We start from the raw sequence: 18,646 nt of genomic DNA, 5'->3' as shown, positions 1-18,646 counted from the left end.
GGAACACGGCATTGATCGGCTTCCCAATAATACACTTCTTCGGCAAAGCAACAGGGCCAACACCTTGACTTTTGCCGGTGTGAAATTCACAGATCAACTGTGCATTTATGGGGATTTGCATGTCCAACGCGACCATACGAGGTGCTCTTGCGGGAGCGGCGCTAAGCCTTGCCCTGCCGGCAACGGCAGAACCCGTGGCGCGTGGCCTGCCGGCGGCAGGATCGGTCATCGCACGGAAAGCCGGCGAGGAAGTCCGTTTTTTCGATGTCTCCAACTGGCGCTATGTCGATCTCGCCCAGGACCTGCTGAGCGGCGATGTGCTGCGCACCAATGCCACCGGTCAACTCGCCGTGCTTTTTCCGATCGCACCCAGGTTCGGCTCGGCCGTAACACGGCGCTGCTCGTCAAGAAAATGGGGAACGCGGGCGATACGGGGCTTGAACTCCAATCCGGGACGATCTGGGCCCGCGCCGAACGCGGCGGCCAAGGCCTCACCGTCGACACACCGGCGGCAGCGGCAGCCATTCGCGGCACCGACTGGACCTTGACCGTCGGGCCGGACGGGAAGACGTCTCTAATCGTGCTTGAAGGGGTGGTGGAACTCAGCAACGCCTTTGGCAGCGTGGAGGTTTCGCAAGGGCAAGGGGCCGTTGCCGCGATCGGCAAGGCGCCCTCCAAGATCGTCATCGCTCAGCCGAAGGACCGGGAGCAGATGCTCTTCAACCTGTCGCTGCGCAGCGCATTCCACTGGATGCCGGCAACGTCGCTGCGCACAGCGCAGATGCGCAGCGAGCGCCAACGTATCGAGGCGAAGGCGGAAGCCGGTCGATCAGCGGAGGACTGGCTTTCGCTGTCCGAGGTCTATCTGACGCTTGATGGCAAGGAAAAGGCCCGCGCAACGCTGGACCGGGCAAGAGCGCTGGGGCTCGGCGGCCGGCAGCGTGCACGCGCTCTGCTCGTGGACGCGCTGATTGCCGGCGGTGAAAACCGCTATGACGATGCAGCCAAGCTATTTCGGCAGGCGCTGCCGGGGCTCGATACCAGGCGGCGCGCGGTCGCGGCCTATGGCGGCTATTTTGCCCGCTCGCTGGCAGACCCCAACCATGTCGAGCAGCCGCCACGCGGCACAGCCGGCTATGGCGCGCTCGGGAAAGCGTTCGTTGCCGGTTTCCAGCAGGATCTTCCAGCGGCGCTGGAAACCATCCGGGCCGCAGAGAAGAATGACCCCACCGATCCGATGCTGCCGGCGGCGCGCGCGCAGATCGCTTTGCTTCTCGGCGACGAAAGGAGCTCGTCGATGGATTTACGCGCTCCCTTGCCCTCGACCCTGAAGATCCGAACGGGCTCGAAGCCCGGGCGGATTACAAGTTCCACATCGCCAACAACCTTGAAGCTGCGCTTGAAGATCTGAACCAGGCCCTGAAAATAGCCCCTGGCAACAGTTCTCTCTGGAACACGCTCGGCATCGTGGAGTCCGCGCGCGATGCCAATCGCGAAGCGGAGCGGGCGTTCAAGACAGCCATCGAACTCGACCCGTTCGATCCTGTCGGCCATGCCAACCTTGCCCTGCTCTATCTCGACGAAATGCGTCTGGCGGAAGCGAAAGCGGAGATCGACAAGGCCTTGGAGGTTGATCCATCCTTCGATATCGCCCTGGTGGCACGCGGCCGCTACCACATGCAAACCGGAGACAGGGACAAGGCCATCAAGGATCTTCTCGCGGGTTCGACGGCCAATCCGGGCTATTCCCAGGCGCAATTGCTGCTGGCCGCCGCCCACTACGAAAAAGGCGACCGGCTGCCGGCGGCCCAGGCGCTCGATAATGCCGAGAGGCTCGATCCGGCCGATCCCGTGGTCTCCGTTGTCCGAACCGCGATTGCCATAGATCAATACGACGCCGATGCGGCCATCCGCAACGCACAGGAGGTTTTACGCCGGACCCGCGCCCGCGGCGGCGACTACGCGCCGCTCGGGGCCAACCAGCAGGGCGGGTCGACGCTCAATGACGCCTTCCGTCTCCAGGGATTGAACGCCTGGGGACAATATTACGGCGATGCCGTCTTTGATCCCTTTACGGGATCGAGTTATATCGACCAGGCCGTGCGTGGCAGTGTCGATCCGTTTTTCAACGCCTCCGGCTACGAAGGCAACGCGCTGGTCGATGCCGCAGGCGGTGGTGCCTTTTCTTCGTTCCTGCAAGGATTGATGGTCGAGCCACATATGCTGGCGAGCCGGGAACGCGCCGCAAATCTTCTGCAGCAGCCGTTTTTCGAAGCATCCCTCACCGGTGGCCTTCTTGCAACGGAGGATCACAGCGGCAGGACGGCAGGCGCCGAATTGCGGGGCATGACCATGGCGCCCTTCCCGATCAGCTTCTTCGGAACGTTAAGCTGGCAGGAAGACCCTCTGCAAACATTTACCTCTCTGGGTGATAATGCAGAACGGAACGTCAGCCAGTTGTCCGGGACCGGCTACCTGACAGCATCGCCCACGCCGGACGACCGGCTCGTTTCCTATTTCAGCTCCGGCTGGGCGGACAACAAGCTCAATTTTCCACTGTTGCCGCCTGTATTTCCGTTGGGCGGAGATTATTCCGATACGTCTGAGTCCGATCAGACATTGGCGGGCCTCGGCTGGAGCCACACCTTTGCCTACAGAAATATTCTGAACACCGCGCTACTCTACAGCGACCGCAGCACGGAAATTGCCCACAACGAAATAGTCGAGACAGGTGTTGGACCGCTCGGCAACAGGATATTGCAGGAAAGCAGACAATCTAACATCGTTGCTGCCATCAATCATACGGTGGGTGATGACGATCTGACATGGCGTTACGGAGTGGAAGGTGGCCGGGTTGATACCAAATCCAGCACAGTCGCTTCCATTTTCTTGCCGGCAGGCCCTTTCATCGTCTCGGAGGCAGATGAAGCACGGCATGTTGTGGGAAAAGCCTATGTGGATGTGCTTTCCGAAATCACCCCGGACCTAAAGGTCGAGGGCGCCTTGTTTGCGCGCTACGTCGAAGACAGCAATGACAATGACGTCATGATCGAACCGCGCATCGGCATTGCATGGTCACCGTCGCAGGGCCATTGGCTGCGGGCCGGGTTGACGCGCGAAGGCAATCCGTTCGATACGCCGACCCTCTCTCCCATCGGGATCGTCGGCCTGTTGGCAAACCAGACCGACGTTGCCGCGGACGGCTACACCGACACGCTCGCATTAAGATGGGATGCTGAATGGAACGACCGCTTCTTCACCGCGCTTGATTTCCAACATCAGGACATCAAGAACCTTTCGATCTCGATACCCTATTCCACAAGCCAGATCGATCTGGCGGAGGGGCGTATCGACCGGCTTGCGTTGACTGCAAATATGGCGCTGGGTCACGGCTTCGGCATTTCGGCCACCGCTGCCTACACCAGGTCTCGGAATCTCGATCCGTTGAGAGCGCCGGGTGCCGAACGGTTGCCCTTCGTGCCGGAAACATCCGGTCAGGTTGCGCTCACATGGGTCAACATGGCCAATGTGAAGACAAGTCTTGCCGCAAATTATGTCGGCAAACGCGACGGCGACGCGGTTGGCACGGAACTTGACGACTTCTGGACGCTCGACGCAACGCTTAGATGGGAGCCGTTCGACAAGCAATTCGAAGTGGAAGTCGGCGGCTATAATCTGCTCGACGCAGATTTCGATCTCGCAAGCAATCGGCCGGGATGGGGGCCGACCATAAAAGGGACCGTGAAAGTGCGTTTCTGATGGCCGGGGAACGGCGCGGCCAGATCAAATCGCTCGAAAGTCGGGTAAAACGCCGACGTGCCGGTCTTGCGGCTCTGTCGGTTGTCTCAACGGTCTTTTTTCGCTGCTGCTTTTGACCCAACCCTGGTCACTCCTCGAACTGCGCAGCTTCGACTATCTTTCGACCATCGCGCCGCCCTCTCTGCCGGACGAGGGACCGATCATCGTTGCGATCGATGAGCCGTCGATGGCGGAGATCGGCAGCCAATGGCCCTGGCCGCGCGACATTCATGGCCGGCTGGTCGAGGCGCTACGCAAAGCCGGAGCAAGGGTGATCGGGATCGACGTGATCTTTGCGGAGCCGTCGGCCATTCCCGAGAACGATGCTGCGCTTGCCGGAGCGCTCGGCCCCGACGTCGTTCTGGCTGGCGATGAAAGCCTGATCCGCACGCCACAGGCCGATCAGCTCGTGCGGACCGAGCCGCTCGTGGAGTTTTCGGCGCGGGGCGCCCTCACCGGCATTGCCTCCGTGCATCTGGGCGGAGACGGCGTCCTGCGGCAGATGCCCGTCTACCCGGACGGGTTTGCCGCTCAACTGCTTGTGGCGTCAGGGAAAGCACCGCCCGAGCTATCGCCGAACAGGCTGATCCAGAGCTTCGGCCCCGCCCGCACCTATCCCACCGTCTCCTATTACCAGGCGCTCGATCCGGAAAACTTTCTTCCGCCTGATATCTTCAAGGACCGAATCGTCATCGTCGGCCTCAGCTTGCAGAATGCGCCCACGCTGCAAGGTGGCGGCGTTGATGCTTTTGCGACATCTTACACCGTGCACACGGAGCATCTGATTGCCGGAGCGGAAATCCAGGCGACGATCTTCGACAATCTTGCCCACGGACTGTCGGTCGAGCGGGCGGGCTTTTCATCCTGTGTTGCCGCCATCGCTTTTGGCGCCCTATTGGCCGCACTTCTGGTTTGGCGCGGAACCGGATTGGCGACATTCATCGCCACGCTTTTGGCCGTGCTGATTTTGGTTGGAGCAAGCTACCTGCTTTTGCGTTTAGGCCACATCTTCGTCTCGCCGGTGGGACCGACGCTAAGTTTTCTGTCCGTGGTCACAGGTCAGGCCGCGCTCGATTATGCGGCAGAGCGCAAAAGCCGGCGCGAGATCACCCGCGCATTCTCCCGTTATCTTTCGCCGGCGCTTGTCGAACGGCTCGCCAATGATCCCTCGCAGCTGAAGCTCGGCGGCGAGCGGCGAACACTGACCATCCTGTTCTGCGACGTGCGCGGCTTCACCACCATTGCCGAGGCGATGAAGGATGACCCGGAACGCCTGACGACGCTGATCAACCGGCTTTTGACGCCGCTGTCGGACATCGTGCTGAAGAGCGGCGGCACGATCGACAAATATATCGGCGATTGCCTGATGGCCTTCTGGAACGCGCCGCTGGACGACGAGGCCCATGCCCGCCATGCCGTGACCGCCGCCCTCGACATGCTGGAGGCGATCACCGCACTGAATGACGAGCTTGCCCGCGAAGCAGCGGAAAGCGGGATGGCGCCACCACCACCTCTGCGGATCGGCATCGGCATCAACACCGGCGATTGCGTCGTCGGCAATATGGGCTCGACCCGCCGCTTTGACTATTCCGTGCTCGGTGACAGCGTCAATCTTGCCTCGCGGCTCGAGGGGGAATCGAAAAATTATGGTGTGCCGCTGCTTATCGGCGAGCAGACGGCGGCCTTGTCCAGCGGCGATTTCACCATTGCCGAGCTCGACAGGATTACCGTGAAGGGTCGCACCAGCCTGTCACCGGTTTTCACGGTGTTGAGCGCCGCCGCGCCGCCTGCCCTGTTGGCCAAACATGGTGCCATGCTGACGCGAAAATATGCCGGTAAACTTTATGCCGACGACCCGGCTTTCGCCGCGCTGAAACAGGGCATTCCGGAACTGGTCGCCTACTATGCAATGGTTCAGTCGCGCCTCGCCTGAACCATTGGCGGACGGGCGCCTGTATCCCAAACCTTATCGCGCATTCCCGAACGAGGCGATCGTTGCCTCGCAGGCCCGCACAAAATGGGCGGACGGTCCGTCCGTGCCGATCGCCAGGCGGCTGACGCGCGCGCCTTCGAGCAGCATCGAAAGCGTATCCGCCAGCAGCTCGGACTGCGCGACGCCGGCCTGTCCGCAGAGCAACACGAGCCGCTGGTGCTGGGCCGTCTTGAAGTTTTCGATGACGATATGGGCGGGATGGCCCTGCTCCTTGAGCTCCACGGCCGCATTTGCGAGATCGCAGCCATAGGGCTCGTCCGTCAGGCACTGGGCGCGGGCTTTCACCCAGCCATGCAACTGGGCCATGGCATCGCCGGGATGGGCGGTTTCAAGCTCCTCCCAGAAGGCTGCCGCTTTCTGAGAGGTGAATTTCAGGGTTTCGCAGATGAGATCGTCTTTCGAGCCGAAATGCCGGTAGAGCGTCATCTTGTTGGTTTCCGCCGCTTCCGCGATGGCATCAACACCGATGCCGCGGATGCCGTGCTGACGAAACAGGTCGCAGGCTTTCGAGACGATACGATCGCGCGGCGCGGGTCGCGCAGGCGAACAGTCCGCTTCCGGTTTCTGCTCGGAACCGCGTTTTGAATTTTTCTGCGTCGTGCTTATTGACATGGGTGTGACCGGTCGGTAACTATTGCATTGTTACTTACCGGTAACACTACTGATTGATGAAGTCAAGAACGGCTCCCGAACCGGCAAGACGCGAAAGACCAAAGGAGACCCCATGTATCAGGCCCAGACCGATCTAACCCTCAACGAGGTTCTGACTGATCCGCTGATCCGCGCCGTGATGCACGCGGATGGCGTGCAGATGGCGGAATTCAAATCGCTGCTCCAGACCGCAGCAAGGGGCATTCGCCAGAGGGAACCTGCCAAGGGCCCACACGCCAGACCGAAACCGGCTCAATGGAAGAAAGTCTTTTTGCAGGGCGAAAAAGACGCTTGCTGGCAATGATCAAGCCTCCCGGCGGGTCCAGCGACGCTATGTGCGTCGGCTGCTATTGACCTGCCCGCGTAAAACCCGACCGGCGCCTCCACCGGTCGGGTTTTTGTTTGACATTACGGACGAACCTGCAGGCCTCGGCTCTTGGCCTAGCTGCGCAGTCCGGGCGCCTCGTGGCCGGTTCGCGCCACATATTCCGTATAACCGCCACCATACTGATGGATGCCTTCGGGCGTCAGTTCCAGCACGCGATTGGACAGTGCGCCGAGGAAGTGCCGGTCGTGCGAAACGAAGAGCATGGTGCCTTCATATTCCGAAAGCGCCTTGATCAGCATTTCCTTGGTGTCGAGATCGAGATGATTCGTGGGCTCGTCGAGCACAAGCAGGTTGGGCGGGTCGAACAGCATGATCGCCATGACCAGCCGGGCCTTTTCGCCGCCTGAAAGCACCCGGCAGCGCTTCTCGACATCGTCACCGGAAAAGCCGAAACAGCCCGCCAGAGCACGCAACGGCGCCTGTCCTGCCCGTGGAAACTGGTTTTCCAGCATTTCGAGCACGGTATTCTCGCCATCCAGAATGTCCATTGCGTGCTGTGCGAAATAGCCCATCTTGACGCTCGCACCAAGCGCCACACTGCCTTCGTCGGGATTGGTGGAGCCGGTCACAAGCTTCAACAGCGTCGATTTTCCGGCACCGTTGATGCCCATGATGCACCAGCGCTCCTTGCGCCGGACGGTAAAATCGAGGTCCTCATAGATGACCCGGCTGCCGTATTTCTTGTTCACCTTCTTGATGATCACGACATCCTCGCCGGAACGCGGCGCCGGCAGGAAATCGAACGAGACGGTCTGGCGGCGCTTGGGCGGCTCGACGCGCTCGATCTTGTCGAGCTTCTTCACCCGGCTCTGCACCTGCGACGCATGCGAGGCCCGTGCCTTGAAGCGCTCGATGAACTTGATTTCCTTTGCCAGCATCGCCTGCTGCCGCTCAAACTGGGCAAGCTGGTGTTTCTCGTTCAGCGCCCGCTGCCCTTCATAGAAGGTATAGTCGCCGGAATAGCTGTTGAGCGAGCCGCTATCGATCTCGATGATCTTGTTGACGATGCGGTTCATGAACTCGCGGTCGTGCGAGGTCATCAAAAGCGCGCCCTCGTAATTCTTCAGGAAAGCCTCCAGCCAGATCAGACTTTCGAGATCCAGATGGTTGGACGGCTCATCGAGCAGCATGACGTCGGGACGCATCAGGAGAATGCGGGCAAGCGCCACGCGCATCTTCCAGCCGCCCGAAAGCGCGCCGACATCGCCGTCCATCATCTCTTCGGTAAAGCTCAGGCCGGCCAGCACTTCACGCGCGCGTCCATCCAGGGCATAGCCATCGAGCTCTTCATAGCGCGCCTGCACCTCGCCGTAACGCTCGATGATCGCGTCCATCTCGTCCATCCGGTCCGGATCGACCATAGCGGCCTCAAGCGCGTGCAATTCGGCAGCGACGACGCTGACGGGACCGGCGCCATTCATCACTTCGGCGACAGCCGTGCGGCCTTCCATCTCGCCGACATCTTGGTTGAAGTAGCCAATGGTCACGCCCTTATCGACCGAGACCTGGCCTTCGTCCGGCTGCTCCTCGCCGGTGATCATCCGGAAGACCGTGGTCTTGCCGGCGCCGTTCGGTCCGACGAGCCCGACCTTTTCACCCCGGTTGAGCGCGGCGGAGGCTTCAATGAAAAGAATGCGATGGCTGAGCTGCTTGCTGATATTTTCGATACGGATCATAGGTCGATGACGTCCAGAATGGTTGCGGCGCCCTTGTGTCGCGGGATTTTGAGGCCTGTAGCAGTTTTTTCGCACTGCACTATCGCTTTGGCGAACAGGCAAGCTATCTCAAGAGAGGGTAATCCCAGGCGATCTTGAGAAGCCGTCGCTTTAGCGCTATGGGAAGCGAACCGGCACAGGTGCCAAAGGCTTACATAAACGCTTTTTGTCGACGGACACCGGTACGCTGCAAGACAGTTTCAATCCGTTTCGACGGGAAACAGGCTCGGACGAGCTGGAGAAAAGATGACTGCTTCCACCAGCAATGCGTCCGCAGCCCCGCCAGACATGCGCAAGTTCCTGACCCTGCTTGTCGGGTCGGTCGGCGTTGTCTACGGAGATATCGGCACCAGCCCGCTTTACGCCTTTCGGGAGGCCCTGCGCCCCTTCGTGCAGGACGGCGTCAGCGACCAGGAGGTCATCGGCCTGATTTCTCTGATGGTCTGGACGCTCACCATCATCGTGACTTTCAAATATGTGCTCTTCCTTCTGCGCGCCGACAATGACGGCGAGGGCGGTACGCTCTCGCTTCTCGCTCTGCTGATGAAGAAGACCGGACGCTATATGCCAGTGCTGTTTTTCGCGGGCATCATCGGCGCGGCCCTGTTCATCGGCGATGCGATGATTACCCCGGCCTTGTCGGTCATGTCGGCGGTCGAGGGGTTGAAGCTGGTGACGCCGGTTCTCGGCGACTATGTGCTGCCAATTTCGGCCGTGATCATGATCCTTTTGTTCATGGTCCAGTCCCGCGGCACCGCGGCCGTCTCGAATTTCTTCGGGCCGATTACCGTCGTATGGTTTCTGGCACTCGCCTGGGGCGGCCTGCTCCATATCTCCGACGACTATCAGATCCTTCAGGCACTCAACCCGCTGAATGCGATCTGGTTCATCACCCATGCGGGATTTGTCGGGCTGATCGTGCTGGGCGCTGTGTTCCTCACCGTGACCGGCGCTGAAGCGCTCTATGCCGATCTCGGGCATTTCGGCCGCAAGCCGATCCAGGTCGCCTGGTTCATCCTGGTTTTCCCGGCACTAGCGCTGAACTATCTCGGGCAAGGCGCCTTTGTGCTTGCCCATCCTGAGGCTGTCGAAAACCCGTTCTATCTGATGTATCCAGACTGGGCGCTGCTGCCGATCGTGCTTCTCGCGACGGCGGCGACCATCATCGCGAGCCAGGCGGTTATTACCGGCGCTTTCTCGCTCGCCCGTCAGGCCGTGCATCTGGGCTTCCTGCCTCGGCTGCAGATCACCTTCACCTCCGAGACCAATACGGGACAAATTTACGTGCCGGCGGTCAACATGCTTTTGTTCGTCGGCGTCATGGTGCTGATCTTCACCTTCGGGGATTCGGAATCGCTGGCCACCGCCTATGGCATATCTGTCACCGGCGCGATGGTGGTGACGACGCTCATGTGTGTCCAGTATCTGCGCTCTGTCTGGGGATGGTCGGCGGTCACCTCTGTGCTGGTCCTGCTTCCCCTTCTTTCGCTTGAGGTAGTGTTCCTCGGCGCCAACCTCCTGAAAATCCATGATGGCGGCTGGGTGCCCGTGCTTCTCGCCTTCGTGATCATGATCATCATGTGGACCTGGCGGAAAGGATCGCTGCTTCTACGCCAGAAGACGGCGCGCAACGATGTGCCGCTGGAAATGTTCATCAAGTCCATCGAACGAAAATCCGATCATGCGCCGGTTTCGGTGCCGGGCACGGCGGTGTTCCTCACGAGCTTGCCGGATACCACGCCGGCCGTTCTGCTGCATAACATCAAGCACAATCACGTCCTGCATGAGCAGAACGTCATCCTGACCGTCAACACCGCCGATGTGCCTTATGTCCCGGACGCGCAGCGCGTGACCATCACCAGACTGTCGGAGCGTTTCCTGCGCATCGAGGTCAGCTTCGGCTTCATGGACGATCAGAACGTCTCGCGTGCACTGGCCCTCTGCAAGAAGGCCGGCTTCAAATTCGAGATCATGCAGACCTCGTTCTACCTCGGCCGACGCAATATCATCAGCGACCCGAAGGCAGGCCTGCCCGGCTGGCAGGACAAACTCTATATCGCAACGGCCGGCATCGGCATCGATCCGTCCGCCTACTTCCGCCTGCCGGCCAACCGCGTGGTGGAAATAGGCGAGCAGGTGGTCATCTGAGACTCCGGTGGGTCGTGTTCTGTGGATGTCTGTTTTTGCAGCGGGCGGAGAGTCACGAACTTTACGCTTAAGCATAACTTGCCACGCTCTTGTTAAATTTCGAACAAAACGCTATCCATGATGTGACAAGCATGCGTTCCCGCAACCACGGAACAGGACGGCTCCACGTATAACAAGACGAGGCTTGGTTCATGAATACGCGTAAGGGACAGCGCATTGCCGCATTGTCCGATGCCCTGTCGCAGCACCGCGTTCTTCACATCCGGAACGCTGCCCAGATCCTGGGCGTTTCCGAAATGACAGTCCGCCGCGATGTCAGCGCCAATTCAGACCTTTTCGGCTTTCTCGGCGGCCATATCGTGCCCGCAGCCGAAAGCGAGCCCGACAATCCCTATGAACTCTCCAAGGCGGCCGACAGTCACGCGGCGGCGAAGCGGGATGTCTGCGCTCATGCGGCAAGCTATATCCACCATGACGAAACCGTCTTTTTCGATTGCGGCACAACGCTGCCCTATCTCGTCGATCTTCTCCCTGACGATATTCACCTGACTGCCGTCTGCTACTCGCTCAACGTGGCCGAGAGGCTGACACGCAAGCCACATGTGCGGCTCGTCATGCTCGGGGGCCTCTATCACCCCGCTTCCGCATCGTTTTCCGGGTCTTCCGGGCTGGAAACACTCGATTCGCTGGTGATCAATGTTGCATTTCTTTCAGCGGCTGGCGTAAACAGCCGGCACGGCGCGACCTGCGCGCATTTTCATGAGGCGGAAATCAAGCGCAAGGCGATGTCGCGAGCCGAAAAGAACGTGCTGCTGATCGACCGGAGCAAGATGGGCAGGCTCAAACCGGCCTTTTTCAGCGATATGCAGGCTTTTGACGCCGTACTAACCGAAGACGGCCCAACAGAATTCTTCGCCTGAAAAAATTTTTCGTCGCTGCTTCCAGAACAATCTTGACGATTCCATTTTGTGATGAAATTATCAAATCAATGATAAGAAAATAACAAACCATGTGCCTGACATAACGGACGGCACCGGGAGGAAGCCAAGTGGAAGCCGAAATTGCACATCGCCGAGAGACTGTAGATCGTGACGGTGGCGTGACGCTGTCGAACCATGCTTCTCTGCGGAATCCCGGCATGGCCCTCGATCTTTCCTGGGTGATGGATACACGCGTCAATCTCTCCGCAACGGAGCGGCGCGTCGCGACGCTGCCGGGTCGTCGCACCGTCAAAAAGGACGCCCAGGCGGCTTGGCTGCTCAAGGCGGTCACCTGCATCGATCTCACCACGCTGAACAGCGACGATACGCCCGAGCGCGTCAAGCGGCTTTGCGCAAAGGCGATGAATCCGGTTCGGGCGGACATTCTCGATGCGCTGGGAATGGGCGATCGCTCAATTACGACAGGCGCGATCTGTGTCTATCATCGTTACGTCGGAACTGCGGTGGAAGCGCTTGGCGATTCCGGCATTCCGGTTGCCGCCGTATCGACCGGCTTTCCTGCGGGCTTGAGCCCCCATCACCTCAAGGTCAAGGAAATCGAAGCCTCGGTTGCCGCCGGGGCCAAGGAAATCGATATCGTCATCACGCGCGAACACGTGCTGACCGGGAACTGGTCGGCACTCTACGACGAGATGACCGAGTATCGCGCCGTCTGCGGTGATGCGCATGTCAAGGCTATCCTCGGAACGGGCGACCTGAAGACGCTGCGCAATGTCGCAAAAGCCTCTCTGGTCTGCATGATGGCGGGTGCAGATTTCATCAAGACATCCACCGGCAAGGAGGGCGTCAACGCCACGCTCGCCGTGACACTAACCATGCTGAGGGCGATCCGTGCCTATGAAGAGCGCACCGACATCAAGATCGGCTACAAGCCGGCCGGGGGATTTCGGCGGCCAAGGATGTGCTGAACTACCAGTTCCTGATGAAGGAAGAACTGGGCCGCGAATGGCTGGAACCCGATCTCTTCCGCATCGGCGCTTCAAGCCTGCTTGCCGATATCGAGCGGCAGCTTGAGCACCACGTGACCGGCGCCTACTCGGCCCTCAACAGACACCCGATCGGATGATGACGATGACCGCCGCAATCTCTGATGTAGCAAAGTATTTCGACGACATGTCCTACGGCCCAGCTCCCGAAGCCGATACAGAAGCCCGCGCCTGGCTCGCGCGCCACGCCTCCGGCTTCGGCCATTTCATCAACGGCGCCTTCGTGCCGTCGGCGTCCAGCAAAAGCTTTGACACCTTCGAGCCGGCAACCGGAAAAGCTCTCGCGCGCCTCAGCCTTGGCGACAAGGCGGATATCGACAGTGCTGTCGCCAGCGCCCGCAAGGCACAAGTGCAGTGGGCGAAACTGCCGGGCCATGCCCGAGCGCGCCATCTTTATGCGCTGGCCCGGATGATCCAGCGCCATGCCCGGCTGATCGCAGTGGTCGAGGCGCTCGACAACGGCAAGCCGATCCGCGAGACTCGCGATATCGACGTGCCGCTCGCCGCCCGGCACTTCTATCATCATGCCGGCTGGGCACAGATCCAGGATACAGAATTCGCCGATCACGCCCCCGTCGGCGTCGTTGGGCAGATCATTCCCTGGAATTTTCCCTTCCTGATGCTGTCCTGGAAACTGGCGCCGGCGCTGGCACTCGGTAATGCCGTCGTGCTGAAGCCGGCCGAATTTACCTCGCTGACCGCGCTGCTCTTTGCCGAACTTGCTGCAGCCGCCGGCTTGCCCGCAGGGCTTATCAACATTGTCACCGGCGAAGGCGAAACCGGTGCGCTTCTGGTCGATCATCCCGATATCGACAAGATCGCCTTTACCGGATCGACCGATGTCGGTCGGATCATTCGCGAACGCACGGCCGGCAGCGGCAAATCGCTGACGCTGGAGCTCGGCGGCAAGTCGCCCTTCATCGTCTTCGAGGACGCCGATCTCGATGGCGCGGTCGAAGGTGTCGTCGATGCGATCTGGTTCAATCAAGGCCAGGTCTGCTGTGCAGGTTCGCGCATCCTCGTCCAGGAAGGCGTCTCCGCGCTGTTTCACGAGCGCCTCAAGCGCCGCATGCAGACGCTGCGCGTCGGTCAGCCGCTCGACAAATGCATCGACATGGGCGCGATCGTCGCCCCGGTGCAGTTGAGTCGCATCGAGAGCCTGGTGAAAAAGGGCGTGGCCGAAGGCGCGACGCTGCATCAGGCACAGATCGACATGCCGAAGGGTGGAAGCTTCTATCCGCCGACGCTGCTCAGCGGCGTCCAGCCGACATCGACCGTGGCGACGGAGGAAATCTTCGGTCCGGTCGCCGTATCCATGACCTTCCGTACGCCGGAAGAAGCGATCCAGCTTGCCAATCACAGCCGCTACGGACTTGCCGCCAGCGTCTGGAGCGAGACCATCGGGCTTACGCTCAATGTTGCGGCGAAACTTGCAGCCGGCGTCGTCTGGGTCAATGCCACCAATCTGTTCGACGCGGCTGTCGGTTTCGGCGGAAAACGCGAATCGGGCTTCGGCCGCGAGGGTGGACGGGAAGGCTGCTACGAATATCTGAAGCCGAAGGCCTGGCTCGGGCGCAAGGCACGGACCATTGCGGCCCTGCCGCAGATCAGGACGACGACCGGTGACTTCTCGCAGCCGACGATCGACCGCACGGCAAAACTGTTTATCGGCGGCAAGCAGGCGCGTCCGGATGGCAACTATTCCCGCCCCGTCGTTTCGCCGAAGGGCAAGTTGATCGGCGAAGTCGGGGAAGGCAACCGCAAGGATATCCGCAATGCAGTCGTTGCGGCCCATGCCGCATCGAGCTGGGCCAGCGCCACGGCGCATAACCGCGCGCAGATCCTCTATTACATTGCCGAAAACCTCAGCGGCCGCGCCGACGCCTTTGCCGAGCGCATCGGCGCGATGACCGGTGCCTCAGCCTCCGCTGCAAAGGCGGAAGTTGAAGCTTCGATTGCCCGGCTGTTTACCTATGGCGCCTGGGCCGACAAGTATGAGGGCGTGGTGCATCAGCCACCCTTGCGCGGCGTGGCACTTGCCATGCCGGAAGCGCTCGGCGTGGTCGGCGTGATCTGCCCACCGGAAGCACCGCTGCTCGGGCTTATCAGCCTTGTTGCGCCGCTGATCGCCACTGGAAACCGCGTGGTCGTCGTGCCCAGCGAGCCACATCCGCTTGCAGCCACGGATTTCTATTCCATTCTCGAAACGTCGGATGTTCCGGCCGGCGTTGTCAACATTGTCACCGGCCCGGCAGACGATCTGGCAAAGACGCTCGCGACGCATAACGACGTCGATGCGCTCTGGGCCTTCGGCACGGCTGAACTGTCAGCGATGGTGGAGAAATTGTCCGCTGGCAACCTGAAGCGAACTTTCGTCGATAATGGCAAGGCCACGGACTGGATGGACAGGACGGCCGCAGAGGGCGCGCTCTATCTGCGCCGCGCGGTGGACATCAAGAACATCTGGATCCCCTACGGCGAATAGGGGAACCGGACGCGGCGCGGGGAGCGCCGACGCCGTTCGGTTTTGGACGAAACATGCAAGGGGATCGTTTGGCCGGAGCGGCGGGCGACCCCAAAAGTCTCAGGCGGATATCGTTTCGAGACAGAGACAATGAGGGAGGACTTTCATGCTGAAGAACATCGACCCGGCGCTGAACGCCGATGTGCTGCACGCGCTGCGGTCCATGGGCCATGGCGATACGCTTGTGGTATCCGATACCAACTTCCCGTCCGATTCCATTGCCCGCCAGACCGTGCTCGGCAAGCTGCTGCGCATCGACAATGTCTCGACCGCCCGGGCCATCAAAGCAATCCTTTCGGTAATGCCCCTCGACACGCCGCTGCAGCCGTCCGCGGGGCGCATGGAAATCATGGGCGCTCCGGATGAAATTCCGGTCGTCCAGAGCGAAGTTCAGGCAGAGATCGATGCGGCTGAGGGCAAGCCGGCGCCGATGTACGGCATCGAGCGGTTCAAATTCTACGAGGAAGCCAAGAAAGCCTATTGCGTGATCACGACAGGAGAAAACCGCTTCTACGGCTGCTTCATCTTCACCAAGGGCGTCATTCCGCCGGAAACAGTTTGAAAGCGGGGAGATCGTCATGAAGGCAGGCGTTTCGATCCTCGGGATCTTTGTAGCCGACACGGCCTACCTGGCCAAGCGAATGCCCAATGTTGGTGAAACCATTACCGGCACCGGCTTCTCGGTAGGCCCAGGTGGCAAAGGCTCAAACCAGGCCGTCGCCGCGGCCCGCGCCGGTGCGGAGGTCTCGTTTATTTCCAAAATCGGCCGGGACACGTTCGGCGACATGGCGCTGAAGACCTATGCGGAAGCCGGCGTCCGGCCGAAGGTCGTGCAGATGGATGATATGCCCACAGGTGCCGCCTTCATCTACGTCAACGACGAGAACGGCGAAAATGCGATCATCGTCTATCCCGGTGCGGCCGGTACCATCGATATCGCCGATGTAGAGGCGGCGCGCGAAACGATCGAGCAGTCGCTGGTGTTCGTGACCCAGCTCGAGCAGCCGGCAAAGGCAGCGCAACGGGCGCTCGAAATTGCGCACGCGGCTGGCGTCACCACTATTTTCAATCCGGCACCGGCAGAAAGCTTTCCCGAAGCGATCTATCCGCTCTGCGACTACATCGTGCCGAACGAGACGGAAGCCGCGGCCATCGTCGGCTTTGTGCTCGACACACTGGACGATGCACGACGTGCCGGCGATGCGCTGCTTGCGAAGGGTGTGCGTACAGCGCTGATCACGCTTGGCGGACGTGGCGTTCTCTATCACACCGCCAGCAAATCCGTTCATGTGCCGGCCATGTCGTCAGGCACGGTGATCGACACGACCGGGGCTGGCGATGCCTTCGTCGGTGGCTTTGCCGCAGCACTTTCGCGGGGTTTTGAGCCGGTGGACGCGGTGCGCTTCGGCTGCGCAACCGCAGGAATCGCAGTCACCCGGCGCGGCACAGCGCCAGCAATGCCGCGCCTTGAAGAGGTCGAAGCACTTCTTCGGCAGGGAGTTGCCGGATGACGCGCCAGGATCCCATCAAGCATTTCTTTATCTGGCCGGCCCTTCTGATCGTGCTGGTGATTTCCATCTTCCCGCTGATCTACTCCCTAACCACCAGCTTCATGAGCCTGCGGCTCGTGCCGCCGATCCCGGCGCGTTTCGTTGGCTTCGGGAACTATACGGAGCTTCTGCAGAACCCACGTTTCTGGCAAGTCACCTGGACAACGACTGTTATCGCCGTCACCTCGGTAATGCTGCAATATGTTATCGGCTTTGCCGTTGCCCTGGCTCTCAATCGGCGCGTTCCCGGCGAAGGCCTGTTTCGCGTCAGCTTTCTCCTGCCGATGCTGGTCGCACCGGTCGCTGTAGCCTTGATTGCCCGGCAGTTACTCAATCCGACGATGGGGCCGCTCAACGAACTGATGACTTTCTTCGGTTTTCCCAACCTGCCGTTCCTGACCCAGACAACCTGGGCCATCGGCGCCATCATCGCGGTCGAAGTCTGGCAGTGGACACCGTTTGTCATCCTCATGCTGCTGGCCGGATTGCAGACGCTGCCGGACGATGTCTACGAAGCCGCGGCATTGGAGAATGCCAGCCCCTGGCAGCAGTTCAGGGGATTACCTTCCCGATGATGCTGCCGATTTCTGCCGCTGTCGTCTTCATTCGCCTGATCGAGAGCTACAAGATCATCGACACCGTTTTTGTCATGACAGGCGGGGGCCGGGCATCTCGACCGAGACGCTGACCCTGTTTGCCTATCAGGAAGGCTTCAAGAAGTTCAATCTCGGCTATACGTCGGCGCTCTCCTTCCTGTTCCTGCTCGTGATCACCGTCATCGGCCTCGTCTATCTGGCTGTTCTGAAGCCCTATCTGGAGAAGCACAGATGAGCATCCGCGACCTCAAGGGCCCCAGCCGCTGGTGGGCGCTCGCCGGCTGCCTGATCTGGCTGGCCTTCACCCTCTTCCCGCTCTACTGGGCAGTGATCACGTCCTTCAAATCGCCGCTTGGGGTCGTCGGCGGTCCAACCTACATTCCCTTCGTGGACTTCGAGCCGTCGCTGACGGCCTGGAGCGAGCTGCTTTCCGGCGCCCGTGGACAGTTCTATGCGACCTTTATCGCCTCCACGATCATCGGAATTTCTGCATCACTGCTCGCAACCTTCATCGGCGCGATGGCGGCCTATGCCCTTGTGCGCTTTACCTTCGAGGTCAAGCTGCTATCGGCAGTCATCTTCGTCTTTATCGCATTCGGAGGCTTCCTCTTCGGCCGCCATGCGCTGGGCCTCGGACAGGCAATCTCGCTGATCTGTGCCTTTTTCGCCGCACTCGCCCTTGCCATCGGATCCAGTCGGATCAGGCTCCCCGGACCGGTGCTCGGCAATGACGACATTGTCTTCTGGTTCGTCAGCCAGCGCATGTTCCCGCCGATCGTCACGGCCTTCGCGCTGTACCTGATGTATACCGAAATGGGCAAGATGGGCTTCAAGCTCGTCGATACCTATACAGGCCTCACCTTCGCCTATGTTGCCTTTTCGCTTCCCATCGTCATCTGGCTCATGCGCGATTTCTTCGCGGCCCTGCCGGTTGAGGTCGAGGAAGCGGCAATGGTGGACAATGTCCCGACATGGCGAATCTTCTTCGGTATCGTGCTGCCCATGTCAAAACCAGGCCTGATCGCGACGTTCATGATCACCCTGGCCTTCGTCTGGAACGAGTTCCTGTTTGCGCTCTTCTTGACCAATTCCAAATGGCAGACCCTTCCCATTCTCGTCGCCGGCCAGAACAGCCAGCGCGGCGATGAATGGTGGGCGATATCGGCAGCCGCCCTGGTCGCGATCATACCCATGGTCGTCATGGCGGGAATATTAAGCAGGCTGATGCGGTCCGGCCTGCTTTTGGGAGCGATTAAGTGACCGGTCTACGCGCTTGAACCAACGTTTTAATTCTGG

The 18,646-nt window shown here is 60.4% G+C and carries 9 protein-coding genes and 4 pseudogenes; 11 read left to right on the top strand and 2 right to left on the bottom strand.

All coding sequences use genetic code 11. The features are described 5' to 3' along the window. Positions 1–119 precede the first annotated feature (119 nt). Positions 120–3,759, top strand: a pseudogene (locus P6U16_RS14330) (FecR domain-containing protein). Further along, positions 3,759–5,731 (top strand): annotated as a pseudogene (locus tag P6U16_RS14325) (CHASE2 domain-containing protein). The pseudogenes P6U16_RS14330 and P6U16_RS14325 overlap by 1 nt, the downstream one beginning before the upstream one ends. Positions 5,732–5,764: 33 nt before the next feature. Here the strand turns inward: P6U16_RS14325 and P6U16_RS14320 are convergent. Beyond that, positions 5,765–6,403, bottom strand: a complete 639-nt coding sequence (locus P6U16_RS14320; protein WP_277701126.1) for a TetR/AcrR family transcriptional regulator — start codon at positions 6,401–6,403, stop codon at positions 5,765–5,767. A gap of 112 nt (positions 6,404–6,515) precedes the next feature. On the opposite strand from P6U16_RS14320, the gene P6U16_RS14315 reads away from it, so the two are divergent. Then, positions 6,516–6,746, top strand: coding sequence for a hypothetical protein (locus tag P6U16_RS14315; protein WP_277701125.1), 231 nt, complete (start codon positions 6,516–6,518; stop codon positions 6,744–6,746). 137 nt (positions 6,747–6,883) lie between these two features. On the opposite strand, the gene P6U16_RS14310 is transcribed toward P6U16_RS14315, so the two are convergent. Beyond that, positions 6,884–8,506 (bottom strand): ABC-F family ATP-binding cassette domain-containing protein, encoded by a 1,623-nt coding sequence (locus P6U16_RS14310; protein ID WP_277701124.1) that lies wholly within the window; start codon positions 8,504–8,506, stop codon positions 6,884–6,886. A gap of 285 nt (positions 8,507–8,791) precedes the next feature. Between P6U16_RS14310 and P6U16_RS14305 the strand changes: the two genes are divergently transcribed. From P6U16_RS14305 to P6U16_RS14270, 8 genes and pseudogenes are all read left to right on the top strand, one after another. After that, positions 8,792–10,693: a potassium transporter Kup gene (locus P6U16_RS14305; RefSeq protein ID WP_277701123.1), complete on the top strand. Its 1,902-nt coding sequence runs from the start codon at positions 8,792–8,794 to the stop codon at positions 10,691–10,693. A gap of 191 nt (positions 10,694–10,884) precedes the next feature. Next, complete coding sequence (locus tag P6U16_RS14300; protein ID WP_277701122.1) at positions 10,885–11,613, top strand: DeoR family transcriptional regulator; 729 nt, start codon at positions 10,885–10,887, stop codon at positions 11,611–11,613. Positions 11,614–11,831: 218 nt separating this feature from the next. After that, positions 11,832–12,760 (top strand): annotated as a pseudogene (deoC, locus tag P6U16_RS14295) (deoxyribose-phosphate aldolase). After that, positions 12,757–15,165, top strand: a complete 2,409-nt coding sequence (locus tag P6U16_RS14290; RefSeq protein ID WP_277701121.1) for an aldehyde dehydrogenase family protein — start codon at positions 12,757–12,759, stop codon at positions 15,163–15,165. The pseudogene deoC and the gene P6U16_RS14290 overlap by 4 nt, the downstream one beginning before the upstream one ends. A 145-nt stretch (positions 15,166–15,310) precedes the next feature. Then, a complete protein-coding gene (locus P6U16_RS14285) occupies positions 15,311–15,766 on the top strand; it encodes an RbsD/FucU family protein (protein WP_277701120.1) in 456 nt (151 codons plus the stop codon). A 16-nt stretch (positions 15,767–15,782) separates the two neighbouring features. Beyond that, the gene (gene rbsK / locus P6U16_RS14280; RefSeq protein WP_277701119.1) at positions 15,783–16,715 is read left to right on the top strand and encodes a ribokinase; all 933 of its coding nucleotides are present in this window, start codon (positions 15,783–15,785) and stop codon (positions 16,713–16,715) included. Further along, positions 16,712–17,585: pseudogene (locus tag P6U16_RS14275) on the top strand (sugar ABC transporter permease). Before rbsK ends, P6U16_RS14275 begins: the two are co-directional and overlap by 4 nt. Then, positions 17,582–18,610, top strand: a complete 1,029-nt coding sequence (locus P6U16_RS14270; RefSeq protein ID WP_277701118.1) for a carbohydrate ABC transporter permease — start codon at positions 17,582–17,584, stop codon at positions 18,608–18,610. The pseudogene P6U16_RS14275 and the gene P6U16_RS14270 overlap by 4 nt, the downstream one beginning before the upstream one ends. Positions 18,611–18,646 lie beyond the last annotated feature (36 nt).

It is taken from the genome of Rhizobium sp. 32-5/1 (genome assembly GCF_029537235.1).
Taxonomy (GTDB): domain Bacteria; phylum Pseudomonadota; class Alphaproteobacteria; order Rhizobiales; family Rhizobiaceae; genus Pararhizobium.
The sequence above is the reverse complement of the archived record's forward strand: the minus strand, read 5'-3'. Positions and strand labels throughout refer to the sequence as shown.

Coding starts and splice junctions, on each gene's coding strand:
- P6U16_RS14315 (WP_277701125.1), top strand. CDS start 6,516: ATGTATCAGGCCCAGACCGATCTAACCCTCAACGAGGTTCTGACTGAT.
- P6U16_RS14290 (WP_277701121.1), top strand. CDS start 12,757: ATGATGACGATGACCGCCGCAATCTCTGATGTAGCAAAGTATTTCGAC.
- P6U16_RS14300 (WP_277701122.1), top strand. CDS start 10,885: ATGAATACGCGTAAGGGACAGCGCATTGCCGCATTGTCCGATGCCCTG.
- P6U16_RS14270 (WP_277701118.1), top strand. CDS start 17,582: ATGAGCATCCGCGACCTCAAGGGCCCCAGCCGCTGGTGGGCGCTCGCC.
- P6U16_RS14285 (WP_277701120.1), top strand. CDS start 15,311: ATGCTGAAGAACATCGACCCGGCGCTGAACGCCGATGTGCTGCACGCG.
- P6U16_RS14320 (WP_277701126.1), bottom strand. CDS start 6,403: ATGTCAATAAGCACGACGCAGAAAAATTCAAAACGCGGTTCCGAGCAG.
- P6U16_RS14310 (WP_277701124.1), bottom strand. CDS start 8,506: ATGATCCGTATCGAAAATATCAGCAAGCAGCTCAGCCATCGCATTCTT.
- P6U16_RS14305 (WP_277701123.1), top strand. CDS start 8,792: ATGACTGCTTCCACCAGCAATGCGTCCGCAGCCCCGCCAGACATGCGC.
- rbsK (WP_277701119.1), top strand. CDS start 15,783: ATGAAGGCAGGCGTTTCGATCCTCGGGATCTTTGTAGCCGACACGGCC.